The organism is Desulfosporosinus sp. Sb-LF, assembly GCF_004766055.1.
Lineage (GTDB): Bacteria > Bacillota > Desulfitobacteriia > Desulfitobacteriales > Desulfitobacteriaceae > Desulfosporosinus.
The window spans coordinates 229515-248434 of record NZ_SPQR01000007.1 but is presented as its reverse complement, the minus strand read 5'-3'; the positions used below and the strand labels follow the sequence as shown (position 1 = coordinate 248434).

Sequence of the window (18920 nt, the reverse complement as noted above, 5' to 3'; positions counted from 1 at the left end):
CCTGATAATAATTGAAACTGTATGAGGCCTTGTCGTCCCGTCCGAGAAACTTTACATTAATGATTCTAGAGCAAAGCAAGGATGTCCGTTTTCCTCAAGGAAAGGTAAGATTTCCTCTACCGTAGCACCGATTGATTCATCGGCAATCTTATCGATAAAGTCTGCGCCTAAACCTTCGTCGATGGAACGTTGAACAAAATCCTCACGCAAGAAGTCTTTCAATTCCTTAGGCATCCACACAATACGGGCAATTCCACCATCAGCGGGAATAAACTTCTTGCTTAAGAGATAAGTTCGACCAATTCCCATAAATCCAGGGGTTTGCATTCCACCACCGCAAGTTCCGGCTAGTGTAGAAAAGTTCATTCCACAAGGGGTCATACCGGAATGTTCACGAGTAGTAAGCATGATACCGTTAGCCTCAGGAACAATTGCCATAATAGCCTCAAAACATCCGCAAGAGGTCATCGGTTTATCCATTAGCGTATAGAGATTAACCTCTTCTAATGTGTTGTTTGAAGCTTTATATAAGAATTCATTTGTACTTTGCCACATACCTTTTAGCTCATCAATCGCCGGGCCTTTTGGAATGGGCTGGTTTGGTCCGTTTGGTGTAATTTCAAAGGATGCTTTGGCATCTAACCAGCTAACAGCTCCGCACAAACCTACCCTTTCAGGGGAGACAATGCAAACGTGGTTTGGTGCAAAGGATTGACAAAGCAAACAGGAGTAAAAGTCTGTAACAGACTCATCCGTTAAACTCTTCATGCGATCATCACGAGATTTATAGCGCTCGCGTGCTTTGATGAGACCTTCCTCAACAGCTGCTTGGTCAGTACAAATGGTGACTTGAACACGGTCGATGATCGCCGGGAATTCCTGCTTTAACTTCGCCAACAGGAGTTCACCGAAGTGTTTAATTAAGAAGCCTTTTGCCCTAGCATCTTTGGAAACCCGTACCCAACACAAATCCCGTTGAGCCACGTGCCAGATACCTTCTCCATAGTTTGCAAAGTAATGAATTCGACGCTCTAAAACGCCTTCAAAATCCGCCTGCATCTTACGTCCATAAACGTCGATTCTGATTCCCAAAGGAAGCTTAGATCCTTCAGGAACACTATCAATTTCAGGCCCAATAACCGTAATCTGACCATCAACGATTTCATCGGGTCCGACCATATGGACTAGTTCAAATGCCGTAGTACGTCCGCCGCCGAATTCGACGTAGGTATCCCCTTTACGGATCGTTTCGCCCTCAAAAGCAGGTCCGAAGTTTACCGGAATCGGTATTTCAATATTTGTTAACTTAATACCGCGTACTTCCATTGCCAACGGAACGATTTTCTCATAATCAGGCTCAGAAATATACCAATCAGGAATTTGCATATCATCATTAAGTGTTTGGTCCGTCAAGACTGGGAATCCCATAAATATTGCACCCAGTGAGGCAGCAATCTTGACATCATCCAATTCTCCCAAACTAAGGACAAAGGCCCGAATCCGACGTCTCTGATAATCACGGTGATTTTCCCGTTCTCCAGCTGGAATACCGCCGAAGGCCAAGCCTGCCCGGAAGGCATAGTTTACAGCATGAATTATCTGAGTAAAGTTTCCTAGTGGGAAAGCAATATAGTCCTCCCCAATTTTGACGTTTTCTTCAAGTAATTGCTCAATGACCTCATCACAAAGAAAGATCATGAATCCTTTACCCATGAGATTATCCACGATTTTCTTGGCTGCTTTAGAATCTTTGGCTCGACCCAGAATAACGGCAACACCCGGAATAGTCCAGTCCACCATCTTAATTCCATGTTTCCGAACAATCGGGTCACCTAAGAATCCAGTCCAAGGTTTCGTTTTGGGTTCATCTCCACGAAGATAATTTAGCGTCTCAATGATTTCTGCGGCATAAAGGACGGATTCACCCCAAAGCCTTGCATTGTCAAAGGTTAGCTCTGTGCGAACTTGATTACGCATGCGGTTCAGAATAGGCACCAATTCACCCAATTTAGTGACCTTTTCGCCTGAAAGACATGTGATGACCGGGAGGTGGTAAGCGGTATCCGGATAACCGACGATTTGTTCGGTACCAAAGTCTTTGATAGCCCGATTCAGAAGTATTTCTGCATAACTCATTGCAATAATTGTTCCGTCGTATGCTTTGCGTAAAAGTTTTTTTGGTTGAATACTAGGGTCTTTAATTGCGTCTGCGTAAATTTCCTCCATCGACATAAACGTTCCTCCTTTCTTACCAACCTTGGGCTAGTGGCGTGTTATTCTTTTCGGCAGCCTTTTTATGAATATTAAGTTTCCAAGTCCTATACTCTAGGGCATTTAAGAGTTTCTGTGCGCCAATGACGGGATCTACTTCTAATATGAAGTTTCCGCCAAAGACATCATGGGCAATTTGGGTCGTAACTCCATAGACAAGGTCACTACCCTCAACCGGGGGCATAGCACCAACATGGGTAGGAAGTCCCATGGTGACAGCCCAAGAACCGATCGCAACCGCTTTTTCATGCATTGCTTCTGGAGCAGAGGCAGCAAATGGAACTTTAGGGACATCTACACCCAGTTCATTAGCCATTGCCATCGCTAAATCCATACCACGGCTGTTATCCACACAGGAACCGACATGGAAGACTAATGGTAGGCCTGTTGATAATTGGGGGTTGGCTGCTTCCAGCGTTTTAAGGAAAGATTTGAGTCCTTCGCCAGCATAAGTATCAACCGCTTCAGGTGACATTAGACCAAATTTGGCAATTGCTCCGGCAGAGCAACCAGTGGCAATGACGAAAACGTCATTTTTAACAAGTTCTTTTAATACGGTAATGTGACCTTCATCTTGGGCCCTTCTTAGATTGTTACATCCTGCCATGAGAACGACCCCTTTGAGTTGTCCGCTCAGGATAGCATCTGTTAGTACTGAGATCGGACGGTCAGGGTTAATCTTGGATAAAATATCCTTAATGGCTTCAAGACTGAAGCCGGCAACAAGTTTATGACGTTCATTAGGAATATTGACTTTTTTGGGATCCCGCTTCTTGTATGCTTCAATAGCGATGCTAATAAGTTTCTTAGCATCGTTCATAGCTGAACTTGTATTAAAGGCGATGTGTTGGGCATTAGGGATTTTCATTATAGCTTCTGTTGTGACAACTTTGGTATGGTAACATTCCGCAAGAGTTTGCACTGCAGGGTAAATACATTGAATATCAACGACCATCGCATCCAACGCACCCGTCAGGATAGCCATTTCTTGAGAGGCTGAGGATGTTGCTAGATATACCCCTTCGCGCATGAGCAACTCATTACCGGTACAGCAAATACCAACGATATTTACCCCTTCGGCTCCAACTTTAATGGCGTCCTCTTTCATTGCCCGTGCTGCAGCAACAACCATTTCACTCAAAACGGGGTTGTGTCCGTGGACCGCTATATTCACCATTTTCGGGTTAATTACTCCTAGATTAGCCTCAGAGACTATAGGTACTGGAATTCCAAACAAAACGTCACTGAGAGTTGTCCCGATGTATTCCCCACCTAAGTCAGCGAGCGCAGCTTTAAGCCCACCGAAAATAATATTTACAGGATCGCTGTCAACACCCATGGCAGTTTGTGCTATGAGCTCGGTGACAGAGCGATCAATAGCTGTCGGCATAATATTAGTGTGCTGAAATTTCTTGCGGCGACCTTCGGTTATAAAGGCGTCTAAGAATGCTAGAGGACGGTCTTGGTAGCGACCAAAATCTGCATACCCCACCTCAACAACGTCTTTAAGGATTTCTTTGTCCTCACGGTTTAGAGTGTCAATCCCTAAATCCTGTGCTAATTTTTGAAGTTTAGCAGGTGATTTAATCTCATAATCCTGAGCATGACCCTCAACTAAAGCATGAGCGGTATGCAGTACATGACGCGCGTGCTCAGAGTGGGATGCAGTTCCTCCTGCAATGAGTCGAACAACATTACGCGAAACAATAGTATATGCAGATGCTCCGCATAATCCGCGACTGCCAACACCTTCTTCAGTTTTTACCCGGCAAGGACCTGCGATACAAATTCGGCAACATATTCCTTTATATCCGAACGCACACTGCGGGTTTTGAGCAACTGATCGGTCAAAAACCGTCTCAATTTTGCTATCTTGTGCCATTTTTAACACTTGTAGGGCACCTGGGTCTGTAGTGCGAATAGGATTCTTAGGATCTACGACTCTTGGTGCATCCGATGGTCGGGCAGTATGGGTTAAATCCCGATATCTAGGCATGTTACAACCTCCTCTTTTTTAAGATCTCTTCTCTTACTCTCACATCTCCGAACGAAAACCTTTTTCATCTCCCTTCATCAATTATTCTTTGATAAATTGTATGGAGCTGAACTTCCAGAGACCCTCCAAGCAATTCGTTATTGCCTGTATTTATGGACATCTCCAACAGTTCATCGCTGTACGGGATGATGCCTATAAGCTGATCTGAAGAAAAGCGGTCTCTAAGAAAATTTTCATCTTTAGAATTTCGGACTTTATTGCCGACAATGACCACACGAGGAATTCCCAGCTCAAGAGCGAGTTGCTGTATGACCTTCACTGTTTGAGCACTAACTTTAGTTGGTTCAGTAACAATGACTAGAACATCTACACCAAGGGCAGTTCCCCGGGTGAGTTGTTCAATACCTGCGCCCATATCCAATATGACAGTATCTTGTTCCCCCAGGATCAGTGAATTAACTAATGCTTGTAGAAAGCTGTTTTCCTTACAATAACAGGAGGTTCCTCCCCCTTTAATGTTACCCATTCGGAAAAAGCGTAGAGGTCCAAGTGGAATGCAGTAGTCTTCTAATATATCGTCAACATTGGGATTTAGAGGATAGTAGGTTCCACTCCCTCCCATTCTCTCTTCAATTAATTCCTTCATATCAACGATCGGTTTTAAATCAGCAAGAACTTCGTCAGAAATTCCCAAAACTGTCCCAAGGCTTGCATCTGGGTCTGCATCAACTGCCAAAACAGTAACTCCCTTTTGTGATAGCCAACGTGCAAAATTTGCCGCAAAAGTGGTTTTACCGACGCCGCCTTTTCCAGAGATTGCAATTTTCAAAGCCTTCACTCCTTCTAAAGGTTATTTATGAGACATTTTCATTAATAATTCTTCCTTTTATAAATATATTCTTCTTCGTTTCCTAGAATCCTTCAAACATTCTGATAATATTTGTCGATTTTATTGTTTTTTTTGAATATTTAGACGCTCGCTGTTAAAAAAAAGTAAAATCAAAAGATTTCAATGATGACTCACGTTATGGGCACTTGAGATTGGAGAGGATAACCCCCTATGAGTACTATTCGCTAACAAAGTCAATTTTCCTTGGCCAAATAATAATAAAATTCGAAGGAAGAACACTCGCCTTTTTTATAGTTACATTAAGCAATAGGCCAGGGATGAAATGTAAGTCCAAAAGCCCCTGGTCCAACATGAGTCGCAATTACGGCTCCGGCTTCAAACAGACGTACGTCATGTTCCGGAAAACGAACCAGAAGTTCGTTTAGTAAGGTTTCTCCTTGCTCAGGTATATTAACATGCATTATACAAATGCGGTAACGTTTCCCAGAAGATAATGCCCGAGTTAATTCGTCAAGAACGCGTTGCCAAGCTCGTGAACGTGACCGTACTTTATCAAAAACATCGATTTCTGCATGTTTATTGAAATAGAGAATCGGTTTTATCTGAAGTAAGGTTCCAACTAAAGCTACAGCTCCACCGATTCGTCCACCTTTTCGTAAATTTTCAAGGGTATTGACAATGAAGTAGAGTTCGGTCTGTTCCTTTAGGATTTGAAGCTGTGCCATAATTTCTGATGCACTCAGTCCTTGCTCTGCCCATTCAGCTGCAGCCCAAACTAGAACACCTAACCCCAACGCCGAGGACATTGAATCATAGATGTAAATGTTAGGGTTGGAGGCCAAATCTTTCGCCATCTTGGCTGAACGCAATGCGCCGCTAATAGCACCCGAGAGATGAATACTCACAATCTCCTCTATGCCCTCTGAAAACAAAGATTCATATGTTTCGAGAAATGCACCAACGGATGGTTGCGAAGTCGTAGATAAGCCTGTTATATGACTAAGTTTTTCAAAAAGTAGAACATTGGATAATTCTGTTTCCGGATAGGTTTCGTTTCCAATATTAACAGTGAGGGGTACGACGAGAATCTGGAATTGCTCTAGGATATCGTTTGTTAAATATCCTGTAGAATCCATAACGATTCCTATTTTCCTCAAATCTCTTCTCTCCTCTTATGTAAACACCTCACAACATTATTTGTTATTAGGGTCGTCTAAATTATATCCTAAATTAATAGGAGTAGCAATTACAAGACCGGTCAAGTAGTCTAGTGAAATGTTATTGATTCATTATGATTTCATATGGTCAGTCAGGCAGAGTAACTATAGTAGCATAGCTAGACAAATTATTAACTAAATATATTGTTGTATTATATATTTAGTTTGCATAAATTAATGTTAAAATTAATTTTTTTGTTTACGATAAGATTAATTTGCAGTTATATTATACTTTGCTCACGATTGATTACCGAATTGTTTAATTATTAAAATTATTTAATATCTAATTATTTAATTACAATGACGTTAGCAAATGATGGTTGTTGCTAAAAAGGTGATCTAATTTTTGAAGTTTATGTGGTGTACCCTAAGATCTTAGCTTTGTAAGCACTTGGTGAAAAGAAATATGTAAAAAGATAATAGAAAAAGTGAGAAAACGAAAATTAAAGTTGACAGGATCCAAGTGGTTTGTTATGATAATGATCGTTCTAATAAACGGGGCGTGGCGCAGTTTGGTAGCGTGCTTGGTTCGGGACCAAGAGGCCGTGGGTTCGAATCCCGTCGCCCCGACCACTGGTATCAAAGGGTTTCCTTAGATGGAAGCCCTTTATTTTTTTACTATCTAACTTTCTTTTGACCCACTTATTGGATTTTGATCAAATCGAATGAGACAAATACACATTTTGTTTATTTAAGCTATAATTTTATGAATTTCTCCCTTGATTCATCATTAGTTGAAACCTCGCTTTCTTTTTAGGCATCTCAACTATTTTTACAGATTTTAGTTAGTATTGTTCCGATTCAAATAACAAAAACTAAAACTGCAATTTAAAAGAGGAGGTTTCTATTATGAGAATGATGAAGAGTAAAACTAGTTTATTGAATCCTGGTATGTTGGCTCTCCATGTTGTCGGCATAGGAGGAGCGATTTGGTTAGGTAAAGCTTGGGAAAGAAAAACTGAAAATTATTAAAAGGAAAGCCGCCCTTTAGGGTGGCTTTCTTTCTATTTTGAAGATAAGAAAAGGCACTCCTTTCGGAACTCTCGATCTTTCCTTCGCCGTGCAAGTGCCATCTCTAATCATAAATATTTCATTCCTTGCTACACTGCGAAACGCAATAATTTATAAGAAAGAACTCCTATGAAATTGATGAGGTTTTTCCGGGGCAAGATTTTCCAGTCTTAAACCATTGACAGATCTTGCAGTTCAAACAAGGTTTGATCGGTAAAGTTTGTTGGGCTTTATTAACCCATTCCGGATCCACTAACAAACTCCTTCCAACAGCCACAAAATCGGCTTGATCATTTTTTATGAGATCACTAGCCTGTTCGGGTGTTTTAATCCCGTTTACTACTATAACTGGAATATTAACATTTCTTCTAATTTCTGTACCACCATATACAACCCAATTATGCTTAAATTCCTCCGGAACCACGGGTAGTTCACTCGGTGTCATGTCAAACCCAATCGAAACATGAAGCAAATCCGCCCCAGCCTTTTCAAACTCTTTGGCTATTTCAATAGACGTTTTCAAGTCAGGCTCATTACAGCCCATCCTGCATCCAATCATGAAATCCTTGCCTGTGACTTCTCTTATTCCCGTAATAATCTCAGTTGTAAATCTGGTTCTATTAATCAAGTTTCCTCCATAAGAGTCTTCTCTTTTATTTATCAAAGGGGACAGAAACTGACTTATCAAATACCCATGTGCACCATGCAATTCTACTCCATCAGCCCCTGCTTTTTTAGCCCTTAACGCAGCATCCACAAAATCATTCTGTAACTCGTGGAGTTCTGTAATTGTTAATGATCTAGCTGATAGTCCGCTGTTCTTTTGATTAGACTTCTCTTCATAAATCGATGGAGCCACAATATCCGTTGATGAGCTCGGAACAGTTTTTAAACCCGCATGATGAATTTGAACTATAACTTTGGCCCCATGATTATGACAAGCCTTTACAATCTTACTGATTTCTACAATGTGTTTGTCCGACCATAATCTCAGCTGATTGCCCGCTAATCTACCATTAGCATTGACACAGGTCGCTTCAACGATGATTAAGCCTATTCCGCCTCTAGCTCTTTCTTCGTAGTGGTTTACATGCTCAGCACTTACAAATCCATCTTCTTCTAAATAATTGAAAATGACCATTGGTGGTAATACAATTCTATTTTTAATCTTTAAATTCTTAATATTGTTCTTTGAAAACATATTCTTTTTCCCTCCTTGTGTTTGAAAAAATTTATAATTTAAACAATATATTATTGTAAATCATCTTGTTTTACAAGGATCCTTTTCCCTATCAAACATATAAAATACGTGAGAATACAATTTAAAAAAATAAAAGCCCCCTATCCTCTAAAAGGACAGAAAGTCAGTTCTGTGGTACCATCTTATTTTGCCTGAGATTGTCTTTACCTTTCCTTTAATCCGAACTTCTTTCGATTTGAAGGAAATTAGCATATCTCAGACCATCTAATCGGATGCAGAGAAGCTTTTCTCGATATCCGAGTTTCTGTGAGGAAACTCCCGGCATAACCTCTAACAATCGACGTCTTTGGATCACAACTCGAAGACCCATACCGTTAAAGAAAACTGTTTCAGACTTCCACCCACTCCAATTTCCTAAAAACTCCATCTGACCTACTATTTCTGTTAAAATATTATTTCTTTTAGTATATGCTTAAAGAAATAATATTGTCACTGATTAAACGTTTTACTTCAAAAGTTGATCAGCATTGTAGAAAAATGTTAAGATATAAATAAACTCAGAGTAAAAAACGCATTTAAGGAGATCTTGACAAAATGTTAAAAGGTCAAAAAACACGAATTCGTCCTATTGAGGAAGATGATATTGATACCTTATACCTATGGTACAATGATCAAGAGGTTAATCTATGGTCGAGCGGAGCTTGGCCATTGAATACACTACAAAGTAAAGATCAACTGGCGGTAAAGTTTCTTGACGGGTCACCGGACACCTATCGCTATGCAATTTTAGATGAAAACGATTTACTCATTGGAACTTTGGGTTTTAAAGAGGTTAACATTCCTGGTCGATCAGCTACTCTCTATATAGTTATCGGAAATAAAGAATATTGGGGTAAAGGATACGGCACAGATGCATTAATCACATTGATACGTTTTCTCTTTACCCAGTGGAATTTTCACCGTATCTCATTGGATACGTGGGATGAAAATATTCGTGCGACTAAGGCTTATGAAAAAGTCGGTTTCAAAATCGAAGGCCGCCAGCGCGAAGCGCGTTTCGTATTAGGAAACTACCACGACGCCATTCTTATGGGATTATTGCGCGATGAGTTTCTCTCCTTACATGGTAAATAATAGGGTTGCCAAAATCGAAAGTTAAGAGTAAACTATAATAAATTTAAAATATACAATAATCCTCTGGGGTTGGGTGAAATTCCCTACCGGCGGTAAAGCCCGCGAGCCTTTTGGCAGACCCGGTGACATTCCGGGGCCGACAGTACAGTCTGGATGAGAAGAGGAACATGTAAAATTAAGCGTAGATGCGCTTTTTTGAGCTGTGACTTTTTACTCAACACACCTGGAGAAAAACGGTGTGTTTTTATTTTCTATTTTTACGTTTTTTGGAGACACTAAATCCTAATTTCGCAGAAAGGAAATTCACATGCACGAATCAAGTCCTTCAAATTTTAGCGATGAAAGATTTATGAGAAGAGCGCTTGAGTTGGCGGTCAAATCACTGGGCAGAACTAGTCCAAATCCTCTTGTGGGGTGTGTGATCGTTAAAAATAACCAAATTGTTGGGGAAGGGTATCACATAAAAGCAGGATCTGCTCACGCGGAAGTACACGCTCTCTCAGCTGCGGGGGATCAAGCACGCGGTGCTACGGCTTATGTAACCTTAGAACCTTGCTCGCATTTTGGTCGGACACCCCCTTGCGCCGACGCACTGATTAGTGCAGAAATCAATCGAGTCGTCGTCGCTATGAAAGATCCGAACCCACTTGTCTCTGGCCGCGGTATAGATCGTTTGCGAAAAGCAGGAATTCAAGTAGACGTGGGTATCTTGTTCCCTGAAGCTTCCGCTATCAATGAAGTCTTTGTTAAAGCGATCACGACTGGCTTACCCTTTGTTGTTTATAAAACAGCGATGACCTTGGATGGTAAAATTGCTACCGAGTCGGGGGATTCACGATGGGTTAGTAAGGAAGAATCCCGCCATTATGTCCACGAGCTACGCGATCGATACGATGTTATCTTGGTTGGAAGTGAAACCGTTTTAAAGGATAATCCAGCCCTGACCTGTCGCCTTTCCGGCGGGAAAGACCCTGTTCGAATTGTAATCGATGGGCAATTACGCATTGAGGAAAACGCTCAGGTGCTTTCCTCATCCGAACACAGTCCCTGTATTATTGCGACCACTAACGTGGTGTCTACTGCAAAGGTTGATCGTCTTAAACGTCTTAAACATGTTGAAGTTTGGCAATATGATACTCCACGACATGTTCCCCTAGTAAAACTGTTGCGTGATCTTGTTCATCGAGGTTGGACAAGTGTATTACTAGAGGGGGGCGGTGGACTTGCAGGAACGTTTATAGAGGAGAAGTTAGTGGACAAACTTGAATTTTTTATTGCGCCTAAGCTGGTCGGTGGAATTGGCCCCTCTCCTCTGTCGGGTTTACATATCCAACGAATGAGCGAAGCCTTGGAGCTTCAGGATCTGCGAGTTGATCTTGAAACCGGGGATCTCCATGTTACTGGGTATCTTCGACAAGAACATTCTTGACAAAATTCAGGATCTGTAAAAGTATTAAATCAAATTTCAGAGGAGATTTTAACATACTTTGTACAGATAAACGCAGAAATCGGAACAGATCTTCTAGTGTCGAAACGCCACAGATGCCTACAAACCTTTAAAAACGATAACTAGATGCTCAGGAGGAGATACACTTGTTTACCGGAATTGTAGAAGAACTGGGTATTGTTCGAGACCTTCGCCTCTTGCCAGAATCGGGGCTGCTTACCTTAGAAGGAAAAAAGGTTCTTGAGGGTACTCAAATTGGTGACAGCATTGCCATTAACGGCGTTTGCTTAACCGTCGTTCGGTTGAATGGACGAGAATTCACGGTCGACGTGATGGCTGAGACGTTGTCAAAGACAAATCTAGCGGAACTTAAAAGTGGAAGCCGTGTCAACCTAGAACGAGCGTTACAGCTACAAACCCGTTTAGGTGGACATTTGGTCAGTGGGCATGTCGATGGAGTTGGCAAAATTCGTCGAATAACCCCCTGGGGTATTGCACAAGTTTATGAAATTAACGCTGCTCCTGCACTTTTACACTATATGCTACCTAAAGGATCCATTTCAATTGACGGAATTTCGCTAACGGTCATCGATGTTGAAGCTGATTATTTTACTGTCTCTCTGATTCCCCATACGTTTGAGCAGACTACATTGGGATTAAAGGGAATTGAAACAAGTGTCAACCTCGAAACAGACTTGATCGGCAAATACGTTGCTCGTTTTATGGGGTTAGGTACGGAACAAAGCAAAGGCAAACAAGATCTTTCTCTAGGCTTTTTGGCTGAACACGGCTTTATTTAGTGCTTGCTTTAAGATCAAAAATGAGCATGGAGAAAACGGATGTTTAATAATTTAATTAGTTTAAAGGAGTGAAAGACATGTCATTTAATACAGTTGAAGAAGCCTTAGAAGATATTCGACAAGGTAAGATGATTGTCATGGTTGATGATGAGGATCGTGAAAATGAAGGGGATCTGCTCATGGCTGCTGAGATGGCAACCCCAGAAGCAATTAATTTCATGGCAACCTATGGGCGAGGGCTCATTTGCGTTCCCATGACAGCGGATCGAATTCATGCCTTGAAACTTGAACCGATGGTAACCGTAAATACTGACCCACATGGAACTGCCTTTACGGTCAGCGTTGATGCAGTTACAAGCTCTACTGGAATCTCTGCATTTGAACGCGCAGCCACCGTCAAAATTTTGGCTGACCCTCACAGTGAACCGACTGCTTTACATCGTCCTGGACATATCTTTCCCCTTAAAGCCCGAGAAGGTGGAGTTTTGGTTCGAGCGGGCCATACGGAAGGCTCGGTAGATTTAGCACGTCTTGCTGGTCTTCAACCAACAGGCCTAATATGCGAGATTATGAATGAAGACGGGACTATGGCCAGAGTACCTGACTTGCTTCTTTTTGTGGAAAAACATAATCTTAAAATCATAACCCTTAAAGATCTGATTAGTTATCGACGCCGATCGGAAAAACTGATTGAAAGGGTCGAAAGTATCAATCTTCCTACCGAATTTGGTGATTTTAGTGCCGTTGGCTATCTCAGTATTATCGATCAAAAAGAACACCTAGCAATAGTTAAAGGAAAAGTTGATGATGGGGCTCCGGTGCTTGTCAGGGTTCACTCAGAATGTTTGACTGGCGATGTTTTCCATTCCAAACGCTGTGACTGCGGTGATCAATTGAGTGCTGCTTTGGAGGATATCGAACATGAAGGTCGCGGTGTACTACTCTATATGCGCCAGGAAGGCCGAGGAATTGGCTTATTGAATAAACTTAAAGCCTATAAACTTCAAGAAGAAGGAAAAGACACCGTTGAAGCCAACTTAGCCTTAGGATTTCAGGAAGACCTACGTGACTATGGTGTAGGTGCTCAAATTTTGGAAGATCTCGGAATATCAAAAGTGCGTCTAATGACCAATAATCCACGAAAAATCGTTGGCCTCGAAGGGTATGGTTTGAATGTCGTGGAACGTGTTCCATTGGAGACTCCTTCCAAACCCGAAAATTCAAAATATCTTTGCACAAAGAAACAAAAAATGGGACATTATTTAACAAGTGTTCAATAATAAACTTAACCACTTTATTTCAAATACATTTTAAATATTAATGCCGAAATGAAGAAAGGATGTTATCATGAAAACTTATGAAGGAAATCTAATTTCCCAAGGACTCAAGATTGGAATTATCGCAGCACGTTTCAATGAATTTATCACCAGTAAATTAGTAGGTGGGGCAATGGATGCACTACGCCGACATGGGGCTCTGGACGACGATATTGAACTAGCCTGGGTACCTGGTGCTTTCGAAATTCCGCTAGTAGCCCAAAAAATGGCCCTTTCTAAACGCTATGATGCAGTCATTTGTCTGGGTGCCGTTATTCGTGGCGCTACACCTCATTTTGACCTTGTCAGCAATGAGGTTAGTAAAGGAATCGCCCAAGTAGGCTTACAAACTGGAGTTCCTGTTATTTTCGGCGTTATAGCCACCGACAGTATTGAACAAGCAATTGAACGAGCAGGAACAAAGGCTGGAAATAAGGGCTTTGACGCTGCTATGACTGCGATTGAAACCGCAAATTTGCTTAAATCCTTCTAACGTTTCAATTGGGTTTTTTCTTACTAACTATAATTAATAGCAAGATTTGGCGAATTGTCCACAAAGTACTCCTTGTCAAAAGACATAATTTTGATTAGACTCATATAGGTAATGTGTCTATTAATTGACAAGGAGTTGAGTGCAATGACTTCGAACATCAACGCCCTGGATAAGGAAGCGACCATGCTTGAAGCAGCGCGCTCAGGTAATGAAGAAGCATTAAATGAAATCATACAACATTATGAACCTGAGGTTCGTATGATTGCTAGTAAATATTTTTTACCTCGAGCAGATTATGATGACCTAATCCAAGAAGGGCGAATCGCTATTTACAGAGCTGTCTTATCGTATGACGAAAAATTAGATATTCCCTTTCTTCATTTTTTAAGAATGGTTGTTAAACGCAAACTCATTGATTGCTTACGTAAGTACACGCGCCAAAAACATGTCAATTTAAATGAAGCTTATTCCCTCAACAATGTGATATCAGAATTAGAAGAAAGAAGTTTCTTAGAACTTTTACCCAATGCCGAGGATCCTGCCTTGATGGTCATCGCCAATGATGAAGCCCATTCAATGATACAAGGCTTAAATCAAAAATTTTCGAGTCTTGAACGCAGGGTGTTTGAACATTATTTTATTCAAGGATTTAAACAACGTGAAGTGTCCAAGCACTTGGGGCTTCATCCGAAATCTCTAGATAATGCAATCCAACGGATTCGACATAAAACAGTACTGTATCGTTCGCGCCAAGCAGCTGGTTAAATTCACCAATTAGTTCGATTACTTACTATTAGTGAATTTATTTGCGGACTTGAGGAGGCTGCTGATGCTTTCATTTTCTAGCCTTGTTTTTTCTTGGCGAATGCGCCTATCAAGGTTAAAGACCCATAAAATCTCTCTTAGTATAGGAGCCCTGTTTATTATCGCTATTAGCCTTTTGGGGCCTCCTGTTTATCAAGAAAGTTGGCTTGATCCTTTCAGCACGCTCAATATTCCCAATCGAGAGCTTCGTCCTCATGCAATTAATAAGGTGGGAATACTGAATTCGGATGATCCTTTTCATCCATATTACTACATCAACGAAGGAAAGATCCAGGATTTACTGCAAAACTTACAGCGTGCGACTGCCCTCTCATCTGACCAAGATTTAGGCACACTAGAATCTCAAAAAAAACTGTACTTTACATTGCATCGAGCACCTTCCCGCTACCATACTGAGGAGGACTATACTCTACAATATTACCCTGCAAAGAGTATTGTTCGTTTTGGCCAACAAACGTTCCGTATTAATGAGTCTACTATCTATGCTTTCAGTCAAATTACAGATAGTATGACCTCGGGATGGTGGAAATAAAAGAAGAACTGGGAACAAATGGTTCCCAGTTCTTCTTTTAAACGCTACTTTATGCAATTCCGCCACTTTGGTTAATCAACTTGCTGACCTTACTATGGGCATTGGTCGCTTCGTTGGCTAAACGTAGGTATATCTGTCTCAAATCTCCATGATGGGCACGTGTTGCTAGTGTCATGTATCCCATTGCGGCACTCGCAGCGTCTTTTTCATAATCATACAACATATCTAAATCTGTAAATTGGCTCATTTGCGAAGCCCCCTTTCTATTGTAGTTCTGACATTCCTTTGTTAAAATAACCCATTACGTTTTCTAAACCTTTTGCTTGTTCTTTAAAGAATCCCTTAACAGCTGCATCTTTTGCCATCTCGTTATACATTTGGCACTTTTTCATAGCCGTTTCAGTTTCGATAAGACTTCTAGTTAACATACCTTGGTCTAGAACTTTCTTCATTTCCATATCATTGAGTTGCATCTATATCCCTCCTTTTTAATAACAGTTTCAGGATGTGTAAAATGATCACAAATTATTCATGGTCATTAACTTTTAAAGCCCCTAAAAAAGCTTATCTACGTTATCAAATTTAGGACTGATTGTACTTCAAATTTAGGACTGATTGTACTTCACGTTGGACATAGAAAATGGTAGAGTATATTTACGGAATATCAGAAAAGGGGGCTACGAATTGGAAACGCCAGATTTCAAACGAGTTATCCGTGGATATGATCCGGAAGCTGTCGACCAAGCGTGGACAGAGACAGATCGTCAATTATCTGAAGCTAATGCCGCTAATAAAGAGCTGCGCTTGCAAATAAACAGTTTAAGGGAACAAAACTCAGAATGGGGAAATCGCCTCAAAAACTATGAACAGATTGAAAATGACCTACGCGATGCTCTATTAAGCGCGCAAAGAATTGCTAACCAAGTTAAAGATGAAGCTTCAAAACAGGCCGACGAACTTATGCAATCTGCCCGGCATGAAAGTGAAGCATTACTTAGCGAAGCAACTCGTATTGCAGAATCGAAAGAAATCGATGCAGAAACAATGCTCAATGAAAAAAGGGCGGAAATTATCCAAGTCGAAGAACACTTGCAAGAATTGGCTGAACAAAAGGAAAAAATTCAAAGTCAAGTTGATCAAGCTGTACTATATTTAGAAATGGTCAAAGAGTTACTCGGGCCCTTATAGAAGGTAGTAATAATAAACAAAGGTTACAAGTACGAGTACCACACATACTATGGTCCAAAAAAGGCTATGGGAAGTTCGAAAAGAGGTCGAAACCAATGCATTATGCATCGATTCGACCTCTTTTTCATGCCCTTCTTCATTGTCAAAAGGGATCTCTACGGACTCCTCGATCAGTTGAAGTGCCGTATGTCGAGATTCTTTAGGGACATAGAGATCCACACCTGTTGTTAACCCATAGGCAATTTTTAGGAATCCCCCGGCTTCCGGGTATTGTTTAATAGCCGGTATGGCCTCCTGTTTAAGAAGACCGATGATAATATCTGCCTCAAGGTCCTGCGAAACGCCGCAAAGGAAACTCCAGTTTTCCCCAATCATCTCTGCACCACTCCTTTTCAAGCACCAAGAATAACGCCATACTCCTGCCATCGCTGGTCAACGAGTTTAACGGTCGCCTCGTTAGGAAGTACTTCTCCGGGGTAACCCGGTTTCATCCGCGCATCAATCAGGATTGGACCATGATATTTCAATCGATGCTGGTGCACTTCAGTCGTAGCATAGATATCATAAGTTGGGTCGAAACGGGTAAAGACTTGCCAGAGAAAACCAGTTGATTCTAAGGCAAGGGCGAGGTCATCAACCAAAATCGCCAGGGGCCAATTCCAAAACGTTTCATCCTGAAGATGCTTCAACACCTCCGTAGCAAGCTCTGGAGTAATATTATACGAAGGAGCCTCTAATAACAGACACCCAGCACAAAAGGGCAATATACCTTTTATTCCTGGAAGTGTCGCCCCCTCGATATGCCGAGGCAAGTCCCGTTTAGGAGTTCCTAAACCAAGCATTATAGCCTTACTTCCATGATTAAGACGTCGACCTGTATAGTCCAAGGTATCCATAGACGTTTCATTGAGGATTAGAAGATCTGTCTCCGGTTCGAAGCGAGCCAACACAGTTTCCAATAGGGCTCTAAAATCTTGTAAATCAAGAATGACGTCGGTAAGGATCAAAAACTTCGTTAACGTAAGTTGCCCTTCGCCAAGGATTCGGAAAGCATGGGCTAAGGCCTCACGCTGATAACTTTCCCTTACAATAGCAGCTGCCAGAGCGTGAAAACCAGTTTCAGCATACGTCCAGAGCGCCTTAACGCCAGGCATAACTACTGGAAACATAGGGGACAACAAGGACTGCAAATATTCTCCTATAAAATAGTCTTCCTGACGGGGTTTCCCTACAATTGTAGCGGGGTAAATTGCATCGCGCCGATGATAAACAGTATGCGGGTTGAAAACCGGGAAATCATGAGCTAGAGAATAATAGCCATAATGATCTCCAAAAGGCCCCTCTGGCTTGCGAACGTGAGCGGGCACTGTTCCGCAGATGGCAAACTCCGCTTCTGCAATGAGAGCATGTGGATGAGTAGGAAGCTTAACTCTAGAAAGTTTTTCCCCCATTAAAAAAGAAGTAAAAATAAGTTCTGGTAGCATTTCCGGGAGCGGAGCTATAGCAGAGAGGATCAGAGCAGGAGGACCCCCTAAGAAAAGGGTCAATGGAAGAGCTTTTCCCAAACGTTCTGCTTCATAATAGTGAAATCCTCCACCCTTATGAATCTGCCAGTGTATTCCTGTCTGGTCTGGACCATAGATTTGAATACGATACATTCCTAGATTATGTTCTCCAGTCAAAGGGTGCTCTGTATAAACTAAGGGCAATGTGACGAACGGGCCACCATCTTCTGGCCAGCTGGTGAGTACCGGAAGTCGAGTCAAATCCACTACGCGATCTTGTATCTCAAGGACTGGTGCATTCTTCGGATTTACGGTACGAAGTCCACTTTTTGCCAAGGAAAACATCCAGTCCCTTTCTTGCCAAAGTACGGAAGGTTTTGGTGGAAGTAAGCGATGCAGAGCAGAAACGGCATCCTCTACTATTTTCTCTGGTTTCGGTCCAATGGCCAGGTCAACGCGACGACGTGTTCCAAACAAATTAGTGATGACGGGAAAATCGCTGCCTTTAACTCGCTTGAAAAATAGGGCTGGACCTTCTTCCTCAATAACACGACGATGAATCTCTGCCAGCTCTAGGTAAGGGTCAATTTCAGCGTCAATCTCAACAATTTGGTTCTCCCGTCGTAAAGTCTCTATAAAATGGCGTAAATTTGCGTGCATTGTTTCACCTCAATTCTTTGAATTCAAGGAGGCCAGGGCTGTTTGAGTTAGAGTATTGCAATGACTAATGATTTCTTTTAATTCCTCTGGACAAAGTTGTTCAGAGTGAATTCCAGCTGTTATAGCCACTGGAAATCGAAGTTCTCGAGCCAGCGTTTCAGCAACCGTTCGGGCTACATCAACATCTTTATGCCCCGGAACTGGCATTATGTAGACATCGGTGCTCCACCCATCGCCACGAAGGCTTGGGCGTGGGAGGGCCAGAACTACCCCACCAATATGCGGCTTCTCACCGCCTATCAAAAGGCCTTGAATGCCGTTGCTGGTGTCCATAAGTGTTAAGGAAATTTGACAACGTCCTTCCCCTTTTTGTTGTTGCCAAACAGGGAAATAGATCGGTTTTTTATCGGACACTTAATTTTTCCCCCTACTATGATTTAAGATTATGTGAGTACATTATACATTCAGTTGTGA

General features: G+C 41.7%; 20 protein-coding genes, 1 tRNA gene and 1 riboswitch. Of the genes, 10 read left to right on the top strand and 11 right to left on the bottom strand.

Features of this window, described 5'->3' with window-relative positions; all coding sequences use genetic code 11:
- Nucleotides 1-51: 51 nt before the first annotated feature.
- The 4 genes from acsB to E4K68_RS12755 all read right to left on the bottom strand — a co-directional run bounded on the left by acsB (nt 52) and on the right by E4K68_RS12755 (nt 6274).
- Nucleotides 52-2232 (bottom strand): acetyl-CoA decarbonylase/synthase complex subunit alpha/beta, encoded by a 2181-nt coding sequence (gene acsB / locus E4K68_RS12770; protein WP_135379318.1) that lies wholly within the window; start codon nt 2230-2232, stop codon nt 52-54.
- Nucleotides 2233-2248: 16 nt separating this feature from the next.
- Nucleotides 2249-4267, bottom strand: coding sequence for an anaerobic carbon-monoxide dehydrogenase catalytic subunit (gene cooS / locus E4K68_RS12765; RefSeq protein WP_135379317.1), 2019 nt, complete (start codon nt 4265-4267; stop codon nt 2249-2251).
- A gap of 64 nt (nt 4268-4331) precedes the next feature.
- Nucleotides 4332-5096, bottom strand: coding sequence for a P-loop NTPase (locus E4K68_RS12760; RefSeq protein WP_135379316.1), 765 nt, complete (start codon nt 5094-5096; stop codon nt 4332-4334).
- A gap of 320 nt (nt 5097-5416) precedes the next feature.
- Nucleotides 5417-6274 carry a DegV family protein gene (locus tag E4K68_RS12755; protein WP_135379315.1) on the bottom strand — a complete coding sequence of 286 codons (858 nt, stop codon included), beginning with the start codon at nt 6272-6274 and terminating at the stop codon, nt 5417-5419.
- Nucleotides 6275-6830: 556 nt separating this feature from the next.
- Here E4K68_RS12755 and E4K68_RS12750 point away from each other — a divergent pair.
- Nucleotides 6831-6907 (top strand) — tRNA-Pro (locus E4K68_RS12750).
- A gap of 276 nt (nt 6908-7183) precedes the next feature.
- Entirely contained in the window at nt 7184-7306 is a 123-nt protein-coding gene (locus E4K68_RS21450) for a hypothetical protein (protein ID WP_282432987.1), read from the top strand.
- Nucleotides 7307-7472: 166 nt separating this feature from the next.
- On the opposite strand, the gene E4K68_RS12745 is transcribed toward E4K68_RS21450, so the two are convergent.
- Complete coding sequence (locus E4K68_RS12745; RefSeq protein WP_135379314.1) at nt 7473-8546, bottom strand: NADH:flavin oxidoreductase; 1074 nt, start codon at nt 8544-8546, stop codon at nt 7473-7475.
- A gap of 214 nt (nt 8547-8760) precedes the next feature.
- Nucleotides 8761-8973: a hypothetical protein gene (locus E4K68_RS12740; protein ID WP_135379313.1), complete on the bottom strand. Its 213-nt coding sequence runs from the start codon at nt 8971-8973 to the stop codon at nt 8761-8763.
- Nucleotides 8974-9140: 167 nt separating this feature from the next.
- On the opposite strand from E4K68_RS12740, the gene E4K68_RS12735 reads away from it, so the two are divergent.
- The 7 genes from E4K68_RS12735 to E4K68_RS12705 all read left to right on the top strand — a co-directional run bounded on the left by E4K68_RS12735 (nt 9141) and on the right by E4K68_RS12705 (nt 15093).
- Nucleotides 9141-9680, top strand: coding sequence for a GNAT family protein (locus tag E4K68_RS12735; RefSeq protein ID WP_135379312.1), 540 nt, complete (start codon nt 9141-9143; stop codon nt 9678-9680).
- Between the two features lie 55 nt (nt 9681-9735).
- A riboswitch (FMN riboswitch) is annotated at nt 9736-9849 on the top strand.
- Between the two features lie 138 nt (nt 9850-9987).
- Entirely contained in the window at nt 9988-11109 is a 1122-nt protein-coding gene (ribD, locus tag E4K68_RS12730) for a bifunctional diaminohydroxyphosphoribosylaminopyrimidine deaminase/5-amino-6-(5-phosphoribosylamino)uracil reductase RibD (protein ID WP_135379311.1), read from the top strand.
- Nucleotides 11110-11273: 164 nt separating this feature from the next.
- Nucleotides 11274-11927 (top strand): riboflavin synthase, encoded by a 654-nt coding sequence (locus tag E4K68_RS12725; RefSeq protein WP_135379310.1) that lies wholly within the window; start codon nt 11274-11276, stop codon nt 11925-11927.
- Between the two features lie 77 nt (nt 11928-12004).
- On the top strand, nt 12005-13207 hold the full coding sequence (locus E4K68_RS12720; protein ID WP_135379309.1) for a bifunctional 3,4-dihydroxy-2-butanone-4-phosphate synthase/GTP cyclohydrolase II: 1203 nt from the start codon (nt 12005-12007) through the stop codon (nt 13205-13207).
- 67 nt (nt 13208-13274) lie between these two features.
- On the top strand, nt 13275-13736 hold the full coding sequence (gene ribE, locus E4K68_RS12715; RefSeq protein WP_135379308.1) for a 6,7-dimethyl-8-ribityllumazine synthase: 462 nt from the start codon (nt 13275-13277) through the stop codon (nt 13734-13736).
- A gap of 144 nt (nt 13737-13880) precedes the next feature.
- Nucleotides 13881-14501 carry a sigma-70 family RNA polymerase sigma factor gene (locus E4K68_RS12710; protein WP_135379307.1) on the top strand — a complete coding sequence of 207 codons (621 nt, stop codon included), beginning with the start codon at nt 13881-13883 and terminating at the stop codon, nt 14499-14501.
- Between the two features lie 64 nt (nt 14502-14565).
- Nucleotides 14566-15093 (top strand): hypothetical protein, encoded by a 528-nt coding sequence (locus tag E4K68_RS12705; RefSeq protein ID WP_135379306.1) that lies wholly within the window; start codon nt 14566-14568, stop codon nt 15091-15093.
- A 49-nt stretch (nt 15094-15142) separates the two neighbouring features.
- On the opposite strand, the gene E4K68_RS12700 is transcribed toward E4K68_RS12705, so the two are convergent.
- Both E4K68_RS12700 and E4K68_RS12695 read right to left on the bottom strand, forming a co-directional pair.
- Nucleotides 15143-15340: a spore coat protein gene (locus E4K68_RS12700; RefSeq protein ID WP_075363158.1), complete on the bottom strand. Its 198-nt coding sequence runs from the start codon at nt 15338-15340 to the stop codon at nt 15143-15145.
- A gap of 16 nt (nt 15341-15356) precedes the next feature.
- Complete coding sequence (locus E4K68_RS12695) at nt 15357-15566, bottom strand: hypothetical protein (RefSeq protein WP_135379305.1); 210 nt, start codon at nt 15564-15566, stop codon at nt 15357-15359.
- A gap of 211 nt (nt 15567-15777) precedes the next feature.
- Between E4K68_RS12695 and E4K68_RS12690 the strand changes: the two genes are divergently transcribed.
- Nucleotides 15778-16281, top strand: coding sequence for a DivIVA domain-containing protein (locus E4K68_RS12690; RefSeq protein WP_135379304.1), 504 nt, complete (start codon nt 15778-15780; stop codon nt 16279-16281).
- Here E4K68_RS12690 and E4K68_RS12685 read toward each other — a convergent pair.
- From E4K68_RS12685 to E4K68_RS12675, 3 genes are read right to left on the bottom strand one after another with little or no spacing between them, the layout of a single operon-like run.
- Nucleotides 16276-16656 carry a hypothetical protein gene (locus E4K68_RS12685; protein WP_135379303.1) on the bottom strand — a complete coding sequence of 127 codons (381 nt, stop codon included), beginning with the start codon at nt 16654-16656 and terminating at the stop codon, nt 16276-16278. The genes E4K68_RS12690 and E4K68_RS12685 overlap by 6 nt on opposite strands.
- A 17-nt stretch (nt 16657-16673) precedes the next feature.
- Nucleotides 16674-18446 carry a UbiD family decarboxylase gene (locus E4K68_RS12680; RefSeq protein ID WP_135379302.1) on the bottom strand — a complete coding sequence of 591 codons (1773 nt, stop codon included), beginning with the start codon at nt 18444-18446 and terminating at the stop codon, nt 16674-16676.
- 9 nt (nt 18447-18455) lie between these two features.
- Nucleotides 18456-18860, bottom strand: coding sequence for a hypothetical protein (locus tag E4K68_RS12675; protein WP_135379301.1), 405 nt, complete (start codon nt 18858-18860; stop codon nt 18456-18458).
- Nucleotides 18861-18920 lie beyond the last annotated feature (60 nt).